Here is an 18,079-nt window from a genome sequence, read left to right as displayed (position 1 = left end):
TCCGGCGGCTCCGCGACACGTGCGGCAACGGGTTCTAGGGGGCCTCGCGGCGAGCGCGCGACACCCACGTCTTTCGCATGCCGGCGCCTCTCCTTATCTCCTGTAAGCTGAATGTCAGAGCAAGCAGCAGGCAGGCAAGGAACCCACTTCGGCCGCTGCACAGATTCCAGGCGTTGGAGAGGAGAGATCCATGCTGATTGGTGTACCGCTTGAGACAGCAGCGGGGGAGACGCGCGTCGCCGTGACGCCCGAAACGACGAAGAAGTTCGTGGCCCAGGGCCATGCGGTGAACGTGCAGTCCGGCGCGGGCCTGGCTGCCAGCGTGACGGACGTGGCTTATGAAGCGGCCGGCGCCACCATCGTCGACCGCAATGCCGCCTTTGGTGCCGAGCTGGTGCTCAAGGTGCAGCGGCCCTCGCAGGAAGAACTGGGGCTGATGAAGCCGGGCGCCGCACTGGTTGGCATGCTGAACCCCTTCGACAAGGCCGGCCTGGCGCAGATCGCCGCCGCAGGCGTGACCAGCTTCGCGCTGGAAGCCGCGCCGCGCACGACACGTGCGCAAAGCATGGACGTGCTGTCCTCGCAGGCCAACATCGCCGGCTACAAGGCCGTGATGATGGCGGCCAACCAGTACCAGCGCTTCTTCCCGATGCTGATGACGGCAGCCGGCACCGTGAAGGCCGCGCGTGTCGTCATCCTGGGCGTGGGTGTGGCCGGGCTGCAGGCGATTGCCACGGCCAAGCGGCTGGGCGCGGTGATCGAGGCGTCAGACGTGCGGCCTTCGGTGAAGGAGCAGGTCGAGTCGCTGGGCGCCAAGTTCATCGATGTGGCCTACGAGACGGCCGAGGAGAAGGAAGCCGCGGTCGGCGTGGGCGGTTATGCCAGGCCGATGCCGCCTTCGTGGCTCGCGCGCCAGCAGGTCGAAGTGGCCAAGCGCGTGGCTGCGGCCGACGTGGTGATCTCGACCGCGCTGATCCCCGGCCGCGCCGCGCCGGTGCTGATCACCGAGGAGATGGTCAAGGCGATGAAGCCGGGCTCGGTGATCGTCGACATCGCGGCCGGCAAGGGCCCCAACGGCCCGAATGGTGAAGCAGGCGGCAACTGCCCGCTGACCGAAGCCGGCAAGACCGTGATGAAACACGGCGTGACCCTCATCGGCGAAACCAACCTGCCGGCGCTGGTGGCGGCCGATGCGAGCGCGCTGTACGCCCGCAACGTGCTGGACTTCCTGAAGCTGGTGCTGACCAAGGAAGCGGGCTTCCAGGTGCCGCTGGACGACGACATCGTGGCCGCGTGCCTGATGACCCAGAACGGCGAAGTCAAAAAAGTCTGAGCGGCCTGCGAGGAGAACACCCATGGACGTCATTTCCCCCACCCTCACCAACCTGATCATCTTTGTGCTGGCCATCTATGTCGGCTACCACGTGGTCTGGACCGTGACCCCTGCACTGCACACGCCACTGATGGCGGTGACCAACGCGATCTCGGCCATCGTCATCGTCGGCGCGATGCTGGCCGCGGCGCTCACCGAAACCCCGGCCGGCAAGACGATGGGCGTGATCGCCGTGGCGCTGGCCGCGGTGAACGTCTTCGGTGGCTTCCTGGTCACGCGGCGCATGCTGGAGATGTTCAAGAAGAAAGAGCGCAAGGCGCCGGCGAAGGAGGGCGCGTGATGAGCATGAACTTGGTGACATTGCTGTACCTCATTGCGAGCGTCTGCTTCATCCAGGCCTTGAAAGGCCTGAGCCATCCCACCACGTCGATCCGCGGCAACCTGTTCGGCATGACCGGCATGACGATCGCGGTGCTCACCACCGCGGCGCTGATCTTCAAGCTGGCGGGCGATGCCGGCCTGTCGGCCACCGCCGGCCTGTGCTGGGTGCTGCTGGGCCTGGTGGTCGGCGGCAGCGCCGGGTCCATCATGGCCAAGCGGGTCGAGATGACCAAGATGCCGGAGCTGGTGGCCTTCATGCACAGCATGATCGGCCTGGCGGCAGTGTTCATCGCAGCCACCGTCGTCGCCGAGCCGTATGCCTTCCGCATCGTCGCCAAGGCCGCCGACGGCACCGTGCCGCCGATCCCTGGTGGCAACCGCATCGAACTGGCGCTGGGCGCCTTCATCGGCGCGGTGACCTTCTCGGGCTCGGTGATCGCGTTCGGCAAGCTCAGCGGCAAGTACAAGTTCCGCCTGTTCCAGGGTGCGCCGGTGACCTTTGCCGGCCAGCACTGGCTGAACCTGGCGCTGGGCCTGGCCTCGCTGTTCTTCATGTTCGGCTTCTGGCACTCGCAGAGCACGCTGGACTTCGCGCTGATCTGCGCGCTGGGCATCCTGATGGGCGTGCTGATCATCATCCCCATCGGCGGCGCCGACATGCCGGTGGTCGTCTCGATGCTCAACAGCTACTCGGGCTGGGCGGCCGCCGGCATCGGCTTCTCGCTGGACAACTCGATGTTGATCATTGCCGGCTCGCTGGTGGGCAGCTCGGGCGCGATCCTGAGCTACATCATGTGCAAGGCGATGAACCGCTCGTTCTTCAACGTGATCCTGGGCGGCTTTGGGGGCGATGCCACTGCGGCCGCAGCCGGCAGCGCCGTGCAGCGCAGCGTGAAGAGCGGCAGCGCCGACGACGCGGCCTTTGTGCTGGGCAATGCCGAGACGGTGGTCATCGTGCCGGGCTACGGCCTGGCGGTGGCCCGCGCGCAGCATGCGGTGAAGGAACTGGCCGCGAAGCTGACCGAGAAGGGCATCACGGTGAAGTACGCCATCCACCCTGTTGCCGGGCGCATGCCGGGCCACATGAACGTGCTGCTGGCCGAGGCCGAGGTGCCGTATGACCAGGTCTTCGAGATGGAAGACATCAACGGCGAGTTCGGCCAGGCCGACGTGGCCATCATCCTGGGCGCCAACGACGTGGTGAACCCCGCGGCGCTGACCAAGGGCTCGCCGATCTACGGCATGCCCATCCTGGAGGCCTACAAGGCCAAGACCATCATCGTCAACAAGCGCTCGATGGCGGCCGGCTACGCAGGGCTGGACAATGAGCTGTTCTACATGGACAAGACGATGATGGTGTTCGGCGATGCGAAGAAGGTCGTCGAAGACATGGTGAAGGCCATCGAGTAGACCCGGCCGCTCACCTCAACGGCCGGGCATTGCCCGGCTTTTTGCTGACCGGGCCGCGCAGTGCGCACAGCACTTGCAAGCCAGGACAGGCATTTGCCAAGACCCGCGGGCAAGCCCCGGCCCGCGTGTTCTCCTGCGCTATCGAATCCACCGATGCTGCAGCGCAGCGGCGCAGGACAAAATAGGGGGTTGGACATGGAGTTCTGGATGGAAAAAGTCTGGTTGAAGCAATATCCCGCAGGCGTGCCGGCCGAGGTCAAGACGGATGTCTATCCTTCGCTGGTGGCGCTGCTGGAAGAGAGCTTCCAGAAATACAGCCGCTTGCCCGCCTACAAGTTCATGGGCAAGAGCTACAGCTTCTCCCAGATCGACGAGCTTTCGCGTGCCTTTGCGGCCTACCTGCAGGCCAGCGGCCTGCAGCGTGGCGACCGCATCGCGGTGATGATGCCCAACGTGCCGCAGTACCCGGTCGCGGTGGCCGGCATCCTGCGGGCCGGCATGGTGGTGGTCAACGTCAACCCGCTCTACACGCCACGCGAGCTGGAGCACCAGCTGAAGGACTCGGGCGCCAAGGGCCTGATCATCCTGGAGAACTTCGCCCACACCTACCAGGCAGTGCAGGCCGCCGCGCCGATCCAGCACGTGATCCTGGCCGCGATGGGCGACACGCTGGGCTTCCTGAAGGGCGCCATCGTCAACTACGTGGTGCGCAAGGCCAAGAAGCTGGTGCCGCCGTTCGAGCTGCCCAAGGCACTGCGCTTCAACGACGCGATTGCCGCCGGCCGCAACAAGACCTTCACCGCGCCCGCCGTCGGGCCGGACGACATCGCGGTGCTGCAGTACACCGGCGGCACCACCGGCGTGAGCAAGGGCGCGGTGCTGCTGCACCGCAACCTGGTGGCCAATGTGCTGCAGTCCGAAGCCTGGTACCAGCCGGCGCTCGGCAAGGTGCCGGCCGGCGAGCAGCTGGTCACCATCTGCGCGCTGCCGCTCTATCACATCTTCGGCTTCAACACGAACATGATGCTGGGCCTGCGCATGGGCGGCTGCGGCATCCTGCTGGCCAACCCGCGCGACCTGCCCAGCGTGCTCAAGGAGCTGTCGAACGAGCGTTTCCACAGCTTCCCGGCGGTCAACACCCTCTTCAACGCGCTGGCCAACCACCCGGACTTCGACAAGGTGGACTGGAGCCACCTGAAGATCTCGGTGGGCGGCGGCATGGCGGTGCAGCAGGCAACGGCGCGGCTGTGGCTGGAGAAGACCGGCTGCCCGATCTGCGAGGGCTACGGCCTTTCGGAAACCTCGCCGGTGGCCTCGTGCAACCCGGTGGACGTGGCGGCCTACACCGGCACGATAGGCCTGCCGGTGCCCAACACCGAGCTGGCGCTGCTGGACGATGACGGCAACACCGTGCCGAATGGCCAGGCCGGCGAGATCGCGATCCGTGGCCCGCAGGTGATGGCCGGCTACTGGCAGCGGCCGGACGAAACCGCCAAGGTCATGACGGCCGACGGCTTCTTCCGCACCGGCGACGTGGGCGTGATGGACGAGCGCGGCTACTTCCGCATCGTCGACCGCAAGAAGGACATGATCCTGGTCTCGGGTTTCAACGTGTACCCGAACGAGATCGAAGACGTGATCACCCAGATGGCTGGCGTGCTGGAATGCGCTGCGGTAGGCGTGGCGGACGAAAAAGCCGGCGAGGCGGTGAAGGTCGTGATCGTGAAAAAAGACCCGGCATTGACCGAAGCCGACGTGCGCCACTGGTGCGAAGCGAATTTGACCGGTTACAAACGGCCACGTGTGATTGAATTCCGCACAGACCTGCCGAAGACTCCGGTAGGCAAGGTGCTGCGCCGCGAATTGCGCGACAAGCCCACGCCAGCCACAGCCCGCTGAAGACGGGCAAGGCTGTCCATAACGTCGTTGGGCGGGCCAGGGGCCCGCAGCAGGTCCCGTGATGAGCATTCACTATGTGAAGACCCCTGCCGGCCTGGCAGAGATCCAGACCAAGGCGGCCAGCCTCAGCCGGCCGGTGCGCAACCTGCTGCTGGTGATCAACGACAGCAAGCCTGACAGCTATTGGCTGCAGGCCGTCAACGGCGTGAGCGAAGCCGACCTGGCGCAGCTGCTGGCCGCAGGCTTCATTGCTTTGGCGGGCCAGACCGGCGGTGCAGCCGCGGTGGCGCCGCCGCCAGCCAAGGCTGGCGCGCACGCCGGCGCTGCAGCCCCCGCGCCGGCAGCGGTTGCCGAAGCGGCCGCTGATGACGACAACGCCAGCGCCTTCTGGGCCCGCGTGCAGCAGGCCATCCGGGATGCCACCTACACCGGTCTCTATGACGTGCTGACTTCGCAAGGCAAGGCCCAGCTGGGCCTGATGCGCGGCTACCGCTTCGTGCTGGAAGTCGAAAAGTGCGGCGGGCTGCCGGAGCTGCAGACCCTGGCGCTGCGCTTTGCCGAACAGTTGCGCGACGACCACGGCATGGCGGCCGTCAAGCGCTTCTACGGCGCCTTGCGCAGCGCCTGAAGCAGGCGGCTCAGGCGAGCGCCAAAGCAGATTGCTGCCGCGGCTGGGACGAAAACGGCGTCAGGCCGCTGGCCTGCTGGTCGCCCCGCCGGTGTTCAGCAGCGTGTCCCCCGCGCGCACTGCCAGCGCGTGGACCGGCCGGCGTACTTCGGGCACTGAGCCGCGCCGGTCAAGGCGCCGGCTCGCGCAGCTGCAGCACATTGCCCTCGGGGTCGTGGCCGTCGCAGGCCCGAAAGCCGCGCGCTGTCCACTCATGGCTGCTCGGGTTCAGCTGCCCGCCTCGCAAGGCGGCCCTGGCCCGCGCATCCGCCAGGCTGGCCACCGGGAAGAACAGCTTGATCGGCGTCTCTTCCCGAATGGCGGGCGGATCGCTGATGGCAATGGTGTCGGCAATCTGCCTGGGGATCGCGTGCATCACCAGCTGGAACACATCAGATTCCAGCACCATGTGGTCCCCGTCTGCATGCGTGACCGGCAACAGCAGGACTTCTGAATAAAAGGTCGCCATGCGTTCGAGCTGCTTGGCGAAGATGACAGCACCTGGCTTTGTCTTGAGGGACATGCGGTTTCCTTGAGCGCCGTGAGCAGGCCAAGCCTACACGAGGTGAAACGCTGCGCCGCTGCGGCACACTGGCGGCATGGCCGTTCTCCGTCTCTACCTCGATGCCCCGCTCGCCGAAAGTGCCGAGCTGACCTTGCCACCCGAAGCCTCGCGCCATGTGCAGGTGCTGCGGCTGCAGCCGGGTGACCCGCTGACCGTCTTCAATGGCCAGGGCGGCGAATGGGCCGCCGAGATCACGCGCATGGGCCGGCACGACGTGGACCTGCGCGTGGGTGTGCACGACCCGGTGCAGCGCGAATTGGCGCGCCGCGTGACGCTGGCCATCGGCATGCCGGCCAACGAGCGCATGGACGCGCTGATCGAAAAAGCCACCGAGCTGGGCGCGGCGGCGATCCAGCCGCTGCAATGCGCCCGCTCGGTGCTCAAGCTCAGCGGCGAACGGGCCGACAAGCGCCGCGCGCATTGGCAAGGCGTGGCGGTGGCGGCAGCCGAACAAAGCGGCCGCACCGTCGTGCCGCAGGTCGAACCCATCCGTACGCTGGACAACTGGCTGGGCACCCTGCCCGCCACCTTGGCAGACGATTCACAACGCCTGCTGCTGAGCTTCGCCGAAGACGCCCGCACGCCACGCATGCTGGCCGAGACGGCTGCGGCGATCACGTCCCTCTGCCTGCTCAGCGGCCCCGAAGGCGGGCTGGACGAGCGCGAAGAAGCGCTGGCGCGCGCCCGCGGCTTCGTCACGCAAAGCCTGGGGGCCCGCGTGCTGCGGGCGGACACCGCGCCGCTGGCGGCGCTGGCGCTGCTGGGGCTTTAGGCCGCGGGCGCGGCGTCCTGCCGCGCCGAGCCGGCCACCATGTCGAAGCGGAACATGCGGCACTCGATCGGGCCATTCCACATCGGCACGCGGCGGCTTTCCTTCAGGCGCAGCAGGCTGGGCAGCTTGGCTTCTGGCGTGAGCACCCAGGCGGTCCAGCCGCTGTAGTGGGCTTTCCAGTGGGCGGCCAGGCGGCGGTAGAAGTCGCTGGCGTCGGCCGCGCCTTCGAAGGCTTCGCCCTGGATCGTCTCCGGCTCGGCGCGACTGTTCGGGCCGGCCTGGTAGACGTGGCGCTGCCCCGCGCCCTTGGGCGCGATGCGCTCGCCGTAGGGCGGGTTCATCAGCAGCGTGCCGTGGTCGGCCGGGGCCGGGCGCTGCAGCGCGTCGGCCGTCTTGAATTCGATCGCGTGGGCCACACCGGCGCGCTCGGCATTGCGGGTGGCGAAGTCGGTCATGCGGAAGGAGACATCACCGGTCCAGATCGGCACGCTCGGCGCGTGCACCAGGGACTGGGCTTCTTCGCGCAGGTGGCGCAGCATGTTCAGGTGCTCGCGGAACGGCAGCAGCTTCTCGAAGGCGAAGCGGCGCAGCATGCCGGGCGCGATGCCGCAGGCAATCTGCGCGGCTTCGATGGCGATGGTGCCGGCGCCGCAGCACGGGTCCAGCAGGCCACCGTCTTCTTCGCGGCCCTGCCAGCCGGCAGCGGCCAACATGGACGCGGCCAGCGTCTCCTTCAGCGGGGCTTCGCCCTTGGCTTCGCGCCAGCCGCGCTTGAACAGCGCTTCGCCGGACAGGTCCACGCTGAGGCTGGCCTGCTCGGGGCCGACGTGCAGCACCAGCGCCAGGTCCGGGTAGCGGGTGTCGACACTCGGGCGTTCGCCGGTCAGCTCGCGCAGCTGGTCGCAGACGGCGTCCTTGATGCGCAGCGACGCGAAATTCAGGCTTTGCAGCGGTGAGCGCCAGGCCGAGGCGTCCACCCGCAGGGTTTCGCGCGGCGTGATCCAGGCGTCCCAGCGCACGCTGCGCGCCAGGTCGTAGAGGTCGTGCTCGTCCCGATAGGGGCCGGCGGCCACCTGCCACAGCACGCGCTGCGCGAGCCGGCTGCCGATGTTGAGCCGCATCGCGTGTTCGGGGCCTCCGTCCACGTAGACACCACCGCGGCCGGCTTCGACCACGGTGCCCGGCGGCAGCAGCCGCTGGCATTCATCGACCAGCCAGGGCTCGGTGCCGGCGGAGCAGGGCAGGAACAGCTGGGCCAGCGTGGGTGCGGCCGGACGCGGCGCGCCAGCGCCAGCGCGCGCCACGCGGCGGGGAGCGCCGGGTGCCGCGGAAGGTGGATTCGAATTCATAGCGCCTTGCGCAGGTTGGCCGGAGCAATCTTCAGTGCTTCGCGATACTTGGCGACGGTGCGCCGCGCGACCTGGATGCCCTGCTCTTCCAGCATGTCGGCAATCTGGCTGTCCGACAAGGGTTTGACGGTGCTTTCGGCGGCGACGAACTGCTTGATCAGCGCCCGCACTGCCGTGCTGGAAGCGTTGCCGCCCGCATCGGTGTTCAGCGACGAGCCGAAGAAATACTTCAGCTCGAAGGTGCCCGAGGGCGTGGACATGTACTTGGCGGTGGTCACGCGCGAGATGGTGGACTCGTGCAGGCCGAGTTCATCGGCGATCTCGCGCAGCACCAGCGGCTTCATCGCGATCTCGCCATGGGTGAAGAAGTTCTTCTGCCGCTCGACGATGGCCTGGCTGACACGCAGGATGGTGTCGAAGCGCTGCTGGATGTTGCGGATGAACCAGCGCGCTTCCTGCAGCCGGGCCGACAGGTTGCCACCGCCACGCTGGCCGCGGATGGCCTGGGCGTAGAGGTCGGACACGCGCAGCTTGGGCATCACGTCCGGGTTCAGCGAGGCCTTCCAGTTGCGCCCGGACTTCACGACGATGACGTCCGGGATCACGATCAGCGCCTCGGCCTTGGCAAACGGCCGGCCGGGCTTGGGCTCGCAGGCGACGATCAGGCCTTGCGCCAGCTTGACCGTGGCTTCGTCGAACCCGGTCGCGGCGGCCAGCTTCTTCATGTCGCGCCGGGCCAGCAGCTCCAGCTGGTCGCGGCAGATGGCCAGCGCGCAGTCCCGCGCGGCGCAGGCCGGGCGGTGGCGCAGCTGCAGCGCCAGGCATTCGGACAGGTTGCGCGCGCCCACGCCCGTGGGCTCCATGCTCTGCAGCCAGTGCAGGCCGCAGCGCAGCTGGTCCAGCAGGTTCTCGCGCTGTTCCTCATCGCCCATCTCCAGCGAATCGGCCAGGCGTTCGGCGATGTCTTCCAGCGTGCCGTCGAGGTAACCGTCTTCGTCCAGCGACTCAATCAGCACCATCACCGCGGCAGCGTCGGTCGGCGACAGGCGCATGCCCGAGAGCTGAACGCGCAAATGGTCCTGCAGCGACGGGCCGCTGCCGCCGCGCTCCTGCGGCTCGAAGTCTTCGTCGCCGCCGCTGCCGGAGGTGCCGGCAGAGGGCGTCTCGCGGATGCCGTCGAAGTCGTCGCGCTCGGTGCCGTTTTCCCAATCGTCGCGCTCGGTGGTGCCGAAGTCGGCGGCGCCGTCCATCGCCGCGGGCTCGTCGCCGCCTTCGCCCACGGTGGCGCCAGCCGAGTCGCTCTCTTCCTTCTGCGAGCTGGTGGCGCGCTCGGCCGGGCCGAATTCAAACGGGTTGGCGTCTTCCTCGGGTTCGAGGAAAGGGTTCTGTTCGAGCATCTGCTCGACTTCCTGGTGCAGCTCCAGCGTGGAGAGCTGCAACAGGCGAATGGACTGCTGCAGCTGCGGCGTGAGCGCCAGGTGCTGCGACAGGCGGACCTGTAGGGTGGGCTTCATCTGACAACAACCTCGGGAAGCGCACGCAGGGCACGGCGGGTGAACAAAGAGCTGAATTCCGGCGAGGCCGTGCCGGCCCGCTCCCAAGCGGCCTCGCGGCCCCCTCGGAGGGCCGGCGTACCGCAGGTGAACCGGGGGACCGACACACAACGCGAGGCCGTGCCGGGCCGCTCCCAAGCGGCCTCGCGGCCCCCTCGGGGGGCCGGGGCACCGAAGGTGAACCGGGGGGCCGACATCTCACATCCGGAAATGTTCGCCGAGGTAGACCCGGCGCACGTCCGGGTTCTCGATGATCTGGGCGGGCGTGCCTTCGGCGAGCACGTCGCCCTGGCTGATGATGTAGGCGCGATCGCAGATGCCCAGCGTCTCGCGCACGTTGTGGTCGGTGATCAGCACGCCAATGCCACGCGCCTTCAGGAAACTGATGATGCGCTGGATCTCGATCACCGCGATCGGGTCGACGCCGGCAAACGGCTCGTCCAGCAGGATGAAGCGCGGCTGGGTGGCCAGCGCACGGGCAATCTCCACGCGCCGCCGCTCGCCGCCGGACAGCGCCGGGGCCGGCGATTCGCGCAGGCTGGTCAGGCTCAGGTCGGCCAGCAAGGTGTCGAGCTGCTGCTGGATCACATCGGCCTTCAGCGCCTTGCCCTTGGCATCGACCTGCAGCTCCAGCACCGCGCGGATGTTCTCGTCGACCGTCAGCTTGCGGAAGATCGAGGCTTCCTGCGGCAGGTAGGACAGGCCCAGCCGCGCGCGGTGGTGGATGGGCAGGCGCTCGATCGGCACGTCGTCGATCAGGATCCGGCCGGCGTCGCAGCGCACCAGGCCGACCACCATGTAGAAGGTCGTGGTCTTGCCGGCGCCGTTGGGGCCCAGCAGGCCGACGACTTCGCCAGCCGCGACCGACAGGTGCACGTTCTTGACGACGGTGCGGGCACCGTAGGTCTTGCGCAGGCCGGAGGCGACCAGGCGGCAGGCGGCGACGGGCGGCGTCAGAGGTGGCGCTGGCGGCGTGGTCGTCTCAGGGGTGGCGATCTCGCTCACAGGACTGCCTCCGCACTGCGTGCCCCGGTTTCGCCCTTGGGACGGCCCAGCGGGCTCATGGCGCAGCCCCGCTGGCCGGCGCCGAAGCCGGCTGCGGCGAGAAGATCATGCGCACGCGGCCTTGCTCCAGGCCGGGTGTGGCGGTGCCGCCGCCGGCCAGCACCACCGTGTCGGCGCGCTGGTCATAGACGATGGTGGAGGCGTTGGCGCGGTCGGCCACTTCGGTGCCGCGCAGGCTGCGCAGCTGGGCATTGCCGATGAAATGCACCTTCTCGGCCGCGCCGTCGTATTCGATGCGCTCGGCCTGGCCTTCAACGTACTGGTCCGCCACATCGCGCTTCTGGCGGAAGCTGGCCGCGCCACCCGCCGGGGCAAAGGCCACCGCGGTGAAGAAGCCGGGCTGCGGCTCGCGCACTTCGACCCGTTCAGCCTTGATCAGCAGCGTGCCCTGGGTGATGGTGACGTTTCCGGTGAGGATGGTGAGCTTTTTGGCCAGGTCCACCGAGGCGGCCTGCTTGCCGTCGCTCTCGACCACTATCTGCTTGTTGCGGTCAGCCTTTTCGGCCTGCGCGGCTTGCCAGGGAAGCATGGCGGCGGCCAGCGCCAAGGTGGACAGCAGACTGTGGAACAGGTGAACAGGGGATGGCGAAATGCGAACTGGCATGGATTTCGGCATGAAACTTGCAGGCCATTCTATGCCTCAGTTGCGCGCCGAAACTGGCTTCATCCCATCATTTCGTGCGGACTTGCGCACCCGGCTTGCAACCCCGCGCCGGCCGCGCTACGCGCATGGACGCGGCGCGCCCCGGGGCCTGCCTCAGCCTTGTTTGCGGACCGTTGCGATCAGCGCATTCAGCACGTTGAACACGCCGGTCTCGCTGCCCACCATCGCTGGCGAGGTGATGTAGCGGCCCTGCACGCCGAAGGTCGGCACGCCTTCCACATGATAGGCGGCAGTCAGTTGCTTGGCCTGCGGCAGCTTGCCGGCCACCGAAAACGAGTTCATGAAGGACACCAGCTTGGCGCCATCCAGGCCGACGCTGCTGGCCCAGGCCAGGATCTCGCTGTCCTGGCCCAGGCGCTGGTGGGCGACGTGCATCGCCGCGAACACCTTGCTGTGGTACTGCTCCTCCACGCCCATGGCTTCCAGCGCGTAGAACAGTTTCAGGTGATACGCATGGACCGGCGTGAAGCCGACATGGATGCGATGGAACGAGACGTCCGGCGGCAGCTTGGCCAGCCACTGGTTGAGGTAGGGCTCCAGCGCGTTGCAGTGCGGGCAGCCGTACCAGAAGAACTCCACCACCTCGACCTTGCCGGAACTCGCCACCGGCACCGGCGGCGACAGCTTCTGGTAGTCCTTGCCTTCGACCGGGGCGCCCTGGGCATGGGCAGCACCCAGCGTGGCCAGGCCAGCGACCGCCACCGAAAAATCTCGCCGATTCAAGCTCATGCCAACAGTCCTCGCAGAGGAGAAGATGAAAAAGGGGAAGGGTTGGATGCGACCACAGCCAGCAGCCTCACTGCTTGCTGCGCTCCACACGCACCAGCGCCGATTCGGCGCCGACGGCGGTCAGCCGCTCCTGAACGCGCTCGGCCTCGTCGCGGTTGGCATAGGGGCCCAGGCGCACGCGATACACCGTGCGGCCGGACTGCTCGCGCTCGCTGACCTTGGCGACCAGGCCCTGGATCGCCAGCTTGGCGCGCTGCTGCTCAGCGTCGTTGGCGCTGGAGAAGGCGCCTGCCTGCACGAAGTAGGTGAAGGCCTCCGGCCCGGTGGCCGCCGGGGCGGGCGAGGGCTCGCCAGCCAGGATGGCGGCCGGGTCACGCGCCGGTTTGGTGGCTGCGGCGGGCGCTGGCGTGGTGGTCCCGGGTGTCGGGGCGGTGCCGGTGACTGCCTGCGGGCGTGAGGCCGCCACGGCTGGCAACTGCGCTGGCGTGGCCGGGCGCAAGGCGGGCGCGGCGGGATCGCTGCCGTTGTCGGCATTGCCCGCAGCAGCGGCCGAAGGCGCCATCGCCGGGCGCGGCACCTGCTTGCCGACCAGGCCGGCATTCGGGTCCCAGCTCTTGAGCTTTTCGTTTTCGGCCGCGTCCTGCTCGGCGCTGCGGTGGCCGACCTTGTCGACAAAGGGTACCGGCACCTTGGCGATGTAGAGCGCCACGCCCAGCGCCACCGCCAGGCCCACCAGCAGGCCGATGATCAGGCCCAGCAAAAAGCCACCGCGCTGCGCCCGACGGACGCCGCCAACTCGATTCATGCCAACTCCTGCTGCTCGCGCAACGTCCATGTCACATCGACTCCGGCGCGCTCACGCCGAGCAAGGCCAGCGCATTGCGCAGCACCTGGCGGGTCGCGGCCAGCAGCGCCAGCCGGGCCTGGGTCAGCGCCGCATTGCCGTCGACGAAAAATCGCTCGGCCGCATAGTAGCTGTGGAAGGCCGAGGCCAGGTCGCGCAGGTAGAAGGCCACGTCGTGCGGCGCCAGGTCCGCCGCGGCGCCGGTCAGCATCTGGGGGTATTCGGCCAGCTTCAGCATCAGCGCAGCTTCCGAGGGCGCAGTCAGCAGCGACAGGTCGGCCTGCGGCAGCGTGGCCAGGTCGCCGCCGTGCTCGCCCACCCAGTCGCGCAGCACCTTGCTGATGCGGGCATGGGCGTACTGCACGTAGAACACCGGGTTCTCGTCGTTCTGCTTGAGCGCAAGGTCGATGTCGAAGGTGAACTCCGTGTCCGCCTTGCGGCTGATCAGGAAGAAGCGCACCGCGTCCCGGCTGGTCCACTCAATCAGGTCGCGCAGCGTGATGTAACCGCCAGCGCGCTTGCCGATCTTGACCTCGGCCCCATCGCGCATCACGCGCACCATGGTGTTGAGCACGTAGTCTGGGTAGCCCTGCGGGATGCCGGCGCCCACGGCCTGCAGGCCGGCGCGCACCCGGGCGATGGTGCCGTGGTGGTCGGTGCCCTGGCAGTTGATGGCCTTGGTGAAGCCACGCTCGAACTTGGCCACGTGGTAGGCCACATCGGGCACGAAGTAGGTGTACGAACCGTCGGACTTGCGCATCACGCGGTCCTTGTCGTCGCCGTAGTCGGTGCTGCGCAGCCACAGCGCGCCGTCTTGCTCGTAGGTCACGCCGGCGGCCTGCAGCCGGGCGACCGTGTCGTCCACCCGGCCCGAGCTGTAGAGGCTGGTTTCCAGGTAGTAACTGTCGAACTTCACGCCAAAGGCCTGCAGGTCCAGGTCCTGCTCGTGGCGCAGGTAGGCCACCGCGAACTGGCGGATGCTGTCCAGGTCTTCCGGGTCACCCGACGCTGTGAACTCGCGGTCGTCGGCCTTCACCGTCTTCTTGGCCAGGAAGTCGGCCGCGATGTCGGCGATGTATTCGCCGTTGTAGAACTTCTTGCTCTCCGGGTTGTCCGGATCGGTGGGCCAGCAATCGTCGCCTGGCTTGAAGCCCTTGATGCGCAGCTGGGTGCTGTGCGCCAGCGTGGCGATCTGCACGCCCGCGTCGTTGTAATAGAACTCGCGGGTGACGTCGAAGCCCTGCGTCTGGAACAGGTGGCACAGGCTGTCGCCCAGCGCGCCCTGACGGGCGTGGCCCACGTGCAGCGGCCCGGTCGGGTTGGCCGAGACGAACTCCACCATCAGCTTCTTGCCGTTGGCCGGCTGGCGACCGAACTGCTCCGGCGCGGCCAGCACCTCGGCCACCACGGCCTGCTTGGCCGCCGGCGCCAGGCGCAGGTTGATGAAGCCGGGGCCGGCGATTTCCAGTGCGCTGACCCAGCGCTGGAAGGCCGGCTGCTGGTTCAGCAGCGCAATCAGCTGTTCGGCCACCGCGCGCGGGTTGGCGCGCATCGGCTTGGCCAGCTGCATCGCAGCGGTGATCGCCAGGTCGCCATGGGCGGCCTGCTTGGGCGATTCGAATTGGGGGACGAGGGCGGTGTCGGGCGCCAGTTGCGCGACCGCAGCGGCCAGCGCGGACTGGAGCTCTGCCTTGGCTTGGATCATGGGCGGGATTCTACGGTTCGGGGCCTGCCGCGCCCGGCGCCGGCCCCCGGGGCGGCAGCGAAAAGCCCGGCTGGCAGCGGGCTGATCGACGGATTGGCGTTGGCGCGAAGGTGCACAGTGCAGGCTCGGGTGGTGCTGTGCGCCAAGGCCGCCCCCCACCCTTTCTCGCCTGCCTGTCTTGAGCACCTCTTCGCGATCCTCGCCGCGCGCTTCGTCGACCTCGGCCACCCGCACCTCGTCCCGGACCAGCGCGCGTGGCGGCGGCTCGGCGAGCACCTCGTCCTCGCCTTCGCAGCCCGACATCACGCTGGCGATGCCGCCCCGCGACCTGCCCGAGGCCATCGGCAAGTACCCGGTGCTGGCCAGGCTGGGCACTGGTGCGACCAGCGAAGTCTTTCTCGCGCAGGACCTGTTCCACAAGCGCGAGGTGGCCGTCAAGCGCGTGCGCCCCGGCCCTCAGGCGACCGCGCTGGAGCGGCGCTTCTCAGAGCGCTTCTTCGCCGCTGAGGCCGCGCTGGTGGGCAGGCTGAACCATCCGAACGTGGTGCGCATCCTCGACGCGGTCGACGATCCGGTCGCGCCCTACCTGGTGATGGATTACGTGCCCGGCCTGACGCTGAAGCACTTCTGCTCGCCCGAGCGCCTGCTGTCGCTGGAGCAGGTGGTGGAAGTCGGCTTCAAGTGCGCGATGGCGCTGAACTACGTCTACCGCCAGGGCGTGATCCACCGCGACGTGAAGCCGGCCAACATCCTGGTGGTGGTGGACGGCAACGACATCATCGACCTGAAGGTCACCGACTTCGGCAGCGCGCTGAACATGACGGCCGACGAGACACAGGTGCACCGTGTCGGCTCGCTGGCCTACATGTCGCCCGAACAGCTGGACGGCGCCGAGCTGGACTGCCGTGCCGACATGTATTCGCTGGCCGCACTGCTCTACCACCTGGTGGCCGGCCGCCCGCCATTCGAGGCCGAGCACCAGGGCGCGCTGCTGCAACAGATCTGGAAGGCCGAGCCGCCTTCGCTGATGGGCTGCCGCGACGGCGTGACCGAAGCGCTGGACCAGGTGATCCGTGGCGCCCTGCAGAAAAAGCCCGCGGACCGCCCCGCCACCTGGGAAGCATTCGCCGAGGCGCTGTCCGGCCTGATCACCCACAACGAAGTGCCGCGCGGCCCCCTGCAGCGTGTGCTTGATTCCGAACGCTTCAACCTGCTGCGCACGCTGGACTTTTTCACCGACTTTGGCGACGCCGAGCTGTGGGAAGTCGTGCACCGGGCCCGCTGGCAGCGCTTCCCGCTGGGCCACCACATCGGCCGCGCCGGCCAGGAAGGCCGCCGCTTCCACATCATTGCCCAGGGCGAAGTCGAGATCCGCCGCAACAGCCAGGTCGTCGCCACACTGGGCCCCGGCACCTCCGTCGGCGAAATGGCCTACCTCGCCCCCAGCTCCGAGCTGCGCCAGCGCAGTGCCGACATCGTCACCACCCAGGCCTGCACCACCGTCTCGTTCACGCCCGAATCGCTGGACCAGCTCAGCCCACCCACCCGCCACCGCTTCGACCGCGGCTTCATCCGCGTGCTGGTGCGGCGGTTGCATGCCGCGCACGAGGCACTGGACCATCCGCGGCGCATCCTCTGAGTTGACGAATATTTTTCCGGCCGCTGTGCACCGCCGCGCAGAGTTGGCGTTGAATCGCGACGTCAGGGCGAGGAGGCCCTGGCTGTTCGGGCACGTCGCCCCATCGATTCACAAAGGACCCACGCCATGAAGAAGCTCATCCTTGCCCTGTCTTTGACCAGCCTGGTCGGTCTTGCCGCTGCCGCAACGCCTGCCGCGCCCGCTGCGTCGGCCGCTGCACCGGCGCCCTCCGCTTCTGCTGCGGCGCAGCAGAACAAGATGAAGACCTGCAATGCCGATGCGAAGACCAAGGCGCTGACCGGCGATGCGCGCAAGGACTTCATGAAGCAGTGCCTGAGCGCGGCGGGCGCGGCGGCGGCGCCGGAAGCGGCGGCGAGCGCCACGGCGCAGCAGTCGAAGATGAAGACCTGCAATGCCGACGCGAAGACCAAGGCCCTCACCGGCGATGCCCGCAAGGCCTTCATGAAGGACTGCCTGAGCGCGAAGTAAACCGCCAGGCTCGCCATTGGACGGCGCCCGCTGCCACCCGCAGCCGGCGCCGTTGTCACGTCTGGACCGCGTTGCCGCGCCAGTAGGCGGCGTCGCCATAGGTCTGCTTGAGGAAATCGATCCACAGGCGCACGCGCAGTGGCAGCATCCGGGCGCTAGGAAAGACGGCGTAGATGCCGTTGGGCGGCGCGGCGAATTCATCCAGCAGGCTGGCCAGCCGCCCGGCTTCGAGATCGGCCTGGACCTCCCAGGTGCTGCGCCAGGCGATGCCCAGGTCGCGCTTGCACCATTCGTGCAGCACCTGGCCATCGCTGCAGTCCAGCCGGCCGGCCGGGCGCAGGTAAGTGACCTGCCCGTCGACCCGAAACGCCCAGCCGCGGCTCTGGCTGGCTTCTGAGCTGAGCGTGAGGCAGGCGAAGCGGTTCAGCTCGGATGGGTGCCTGGGTGTGCCGGCGCGGGCCAGGTAGGCCGGCGTGGCCACGCATTGGCGGCGGTTGTCGGCCAGGCGCACGCTGATCAGGCTGGAATCGGGCAGGTCGCCCACGCGCACCGCGCAGTCCACGCCTTCGTTGACGATGTCGACCAGCCGGTCCGACAGGTTCAGCGACAGGCTGACCTCCGGGTGCTGGGCCAGAAAGCTGGGCACCAGTGGCGCGACGTGCCGGCGGCCGAATCCCGCCGGTGCGGTGATGCGCACATGCCCGCTGGCCCTGACCCCACCGGCCGACACGCTGGCCTCGGCGTTGTTGACCTCGGCCAGCAAGCGCTGGCAATCTTCGAGGAAAGCGCTGCCTTCGTGCGTCAGACTGATGCGGCGCGTCGTGCGCTGCAGCAGCTTGACGCCCAACCGCGCCTCCAGCGCATCCATGCGCCGGCCGATCAGCGCCGGTGCCACACCTTCGGCCTGGGCAGCGGCCGTCAGGCTGCCCCGGGTGGCCACCGCCACGAAGGTTTCCATCTGCTTCAGGCGGTCCATGCGTGCTCCCGGCTTGATTCCAAACTTAAAGTCACAAAT

At 68.1% G+C, this 18,079-nt stretch carries 17 protein-coding genes; 8 read left to right on the top strand and 9 right to left on the bottom strand.

Features of this window, described 5'->3' with window-relative positions; genetic code table 11:
- The first annotated feature begins 190 nt into the window (after nt 1-190).
- From LRH25_RS07765 to LRH25_RS07745, 5 genes are all read left to right on the top strand, one after another.
- The gene (locus LRH25_RS07765; RefSeq protein WP_141287716.1) at nt 191-1,333 is read left to right on the top strand and encodes an NAD(P) transhydrogenase subunit alpha; all 1,143 of its coding nucleotides are present in this window, start codon (nt 191-193) and stop codon (nt 1,331-1,333) included.
- Nucleotides 1,334-1,355: 22 nt separating this feature from the next.
- Nucleotides 1,356-1,673: an NAD(P) transhydrogenase subunit alpha part 2 gene (locus LRH25_RS07760; protein ID WP_141287715.1), complete on the top strand. Its 318-nt coding sequence runs from the start codon at nt 1,356-1,358 to the stop codon at nt 1,671-1,673.
- The gene (locus LRH25_RS07755) at nt 1,673-3,124 is read left to right on the top strand and encodes an NAD(P)(+) transhydrogenase (Re/Si-specific) subunit beta (protein WP_141287714.1); all 1,452 of its coding nucleotides are present in this window, start codon (nt 1,673-1,675) and stop codon (nt 3,122-3,124) included. Before LRH25_RS07760 ends, LRH25_RS07755 begins: the two co-directional genes overlap by 1 nt.
- Before the next feature lie 207 nt (nt 3,125-3,331).
- Nucleotides 3,332-5,023: a long-chain-fatty-acid--CoA ligase gene (locus tag LRH25_RS07750; protein ID WP_141287713.1), complete on the top strand. Its 1,692-nt coding sequence runs from the start codon at nt 3,332-3,334 to the stop codon at nt 5,021-5,023.
- 61 nt (nt 5,024-5,084) lie between these two features.
- Nucleotides 5,085-5,651: a hypothetical protein gene (locus LRH25_RS07745; protein ID WP_231010609.1), complete on the top strand. Its 567-nt coding sequence runs from the start codon at nt 5,085-5,087 to the stop codon at nt 5,649-5,651.
- A 169-nt stretch (nt 5,652-5,820) separates the two neighbouring features.
- On the opposite strand, the gene LRH25_RS07740 is transcribed toward LRH25_RS07745, so the two are convergent.
- Complete coding sequence (locus tag LRH25_RS07740) at nt 5,821-6,213, bottom strand: VOC family protein (protein ID WP_141291909.1); 393 nt, start codon at nt 6,211-6,213, stop codon at nt 5,821-5,823.
- Nucleotides 6,214-6,289: 76 nt separating this feature from the next.
- Between LRH25_RS07740 and LRH25_RS07735 the strand changes: the two genes are divergently transcribed.
- Nucleotides 6,290-7,027, top strand: coding sequence for a 16S rRNA (uracil(1498)-N(3))-methyltransferase (locus tag LRH25_RS07735; RefSeq protein ID WP_231010608.1), 738 nt, complete (start codon nt 6,290-6,292; stop codon nt 7,025-7,027).
- On the opposite strand, the gene LRH25_RS07730 is transcribed toward LRH25_RS07735, so the two are convergent.
- From LRH25_RS07730 to argS, 7 genes are all read right to left on the bottom strand, one after another.
- A complete protein-coding gene (locus LRH25_RS07730) occupies nt 7,024-8,376 on the bottom strand; it encodes a THUMP domain-containing class I SAM-dependent RNA methyltransferase (RefSeq protein WP_231010607.1) in 1,353 nt (450 codons plus the stop codon). The genes LRH25_RS07735 and LRH25_RS07730 overlap by 4 nt on opposite strands.
- The gene (locus tag LRH25_RS07725; RefSeq protein ID WP_231010606.1) at nt 8,373-9,890 is read right to left on the bottom strand and encodes an RNA polymerase factor sigma-54; all 1,518 of its coding nucleotides are present in this window, start codon (nt 9,888-9,890) and stop codon (nt 8,373-8,375) included. Before LRH25_RS07725 ends, LRH25_RS07730 begins: the two co-directional genes overlap by 4 nt.
- 237 nt (nt 9,891-10,127) lie before the next feature.
- Nucleotides 10,128-10,886 carry an LPS export ABC transporter ATP-binding protein gene (lptB, locus tag LRH25_RS07720; protein ID WP_211361523.1) on the bottom strand — a complete coding sequence of 253 codons (759 nt, stop codon included), beginning with the start codon at nt 10,884-10,886 and terminating at the stop codon, nt 10,128-10,130.
- Between the two features lie 103 nt (nt 10,887-10,989).
- The gene (gene lptA, locus LRH25_RS07715) at nt 10,990-11,598 is read right to left on the bottom strand and encodes a lipopolysaccharide transport periplasmic protein LptA (protein WP_170201017.1); all 609 of its coding nucleotides are present in this window, start codon (nt 11,596-11,598) and stop codon (nt 10,990-10,992) included.
- Between the two features lie 153 nt (nt 11,599-11,751).
- Complete coding sequence (locus LRH25_RS07710) at nt 11,752-12,387, bottom strand: thiol:disulfide interchange protein DsbA/DsbL (protein ID WP_231010605.1); 636 nt, start codon at nt 12,385-12,387, stop codon at nt 11,752-11,754.
- A gap of 67 nt (nt 12,388-12,454) precedes the next feature.
- Nucleotides 12,455-13,192 carry an SPOR domain-containing protein gene (locus tag LRH25_RS07705; RefSeq protein ID WP_231010604.1) on the bottom strand — a complete coding sequence of 246 codons (738 nt, stop codon included), beginning with the start codon at nt 13,190-13,192 and terminating at the stop codon, nt 12,455-12,457.
- A 31-nt stretch (nt 13,193-13,223) separates the two neighbouring features.
- Nucleotides 13,224-14,936 (bottom strand): arginine--tRNA ligase, encoded by a 1,713-nt coding sequence (gene argS / locus LRH25_RS07700; protein ID WP_141287394.1) that lies wholly within the window; start codon nt 14,934-14,936, stop codon nt 13,224-13,226.
- Between the two features lie 178 nt (nt 14,937-15,114).
- Here argS and LRH25_RS07695 point away from each other — a divergent pair, with 178 nt between their 5' ends.
- Both LRH25_RS07695 and LRH25_RS07690 read left to right on the top strand, forming a co-directional pair.
- Complete coding sequence (locus LRH25_RS07695; protein WP_310733315.1) at nt 15,115-16,575, top strand: serine/threonine-protein kinase; 1,461 nt, start codon at nt 15,115-15,117, stop codon at nt 16,573-16,575.
- Between the two features lie 126 nt (nt 16,576-16,701).
- Nucleotides 16,702-17,064, top strand: a complete 363-nt coding sequence (locus LRH25_RS07690; protein ID WP_141287393.1) for a PsiF family protein — start codon at nt 16,702-16,704, stop codon at nt 17,062-17,064.
- 55 nt (nt 17,065-17,119) lie between these two features.
- Here the strand turns inward: LRH25_RS07690 and LRH25_RS07685 are convergent, their stop codons facing one another.
- Nucleotides 17,120-18,040, bottom strand: a complete 921-nt coding sequence (locus LRH25_RS07685; protein WP_141287392.1) for a LysR family transcriptional regulator — start codon at nt 18,038-18,040, stop codon at nt 17,120-17,122.
- Nucleotides 18,041-18,079 lie beyond the last annotated feature (39 nt).

Origin of the sequence: Ideonella azotifigens (genome assembly GCF_021043325.1) — a bacterium.
Classification (GTDB): domain Bacteria; phylum Pseudomonadota; class Gammaproteobacteria; order Burkholderiales; family Burkholderiaceae_C; genus Ideonella; species Ideonella azotifigens.
This window is presented reverse-complemented; position numbering and strand designations above follow the sequence as displayed.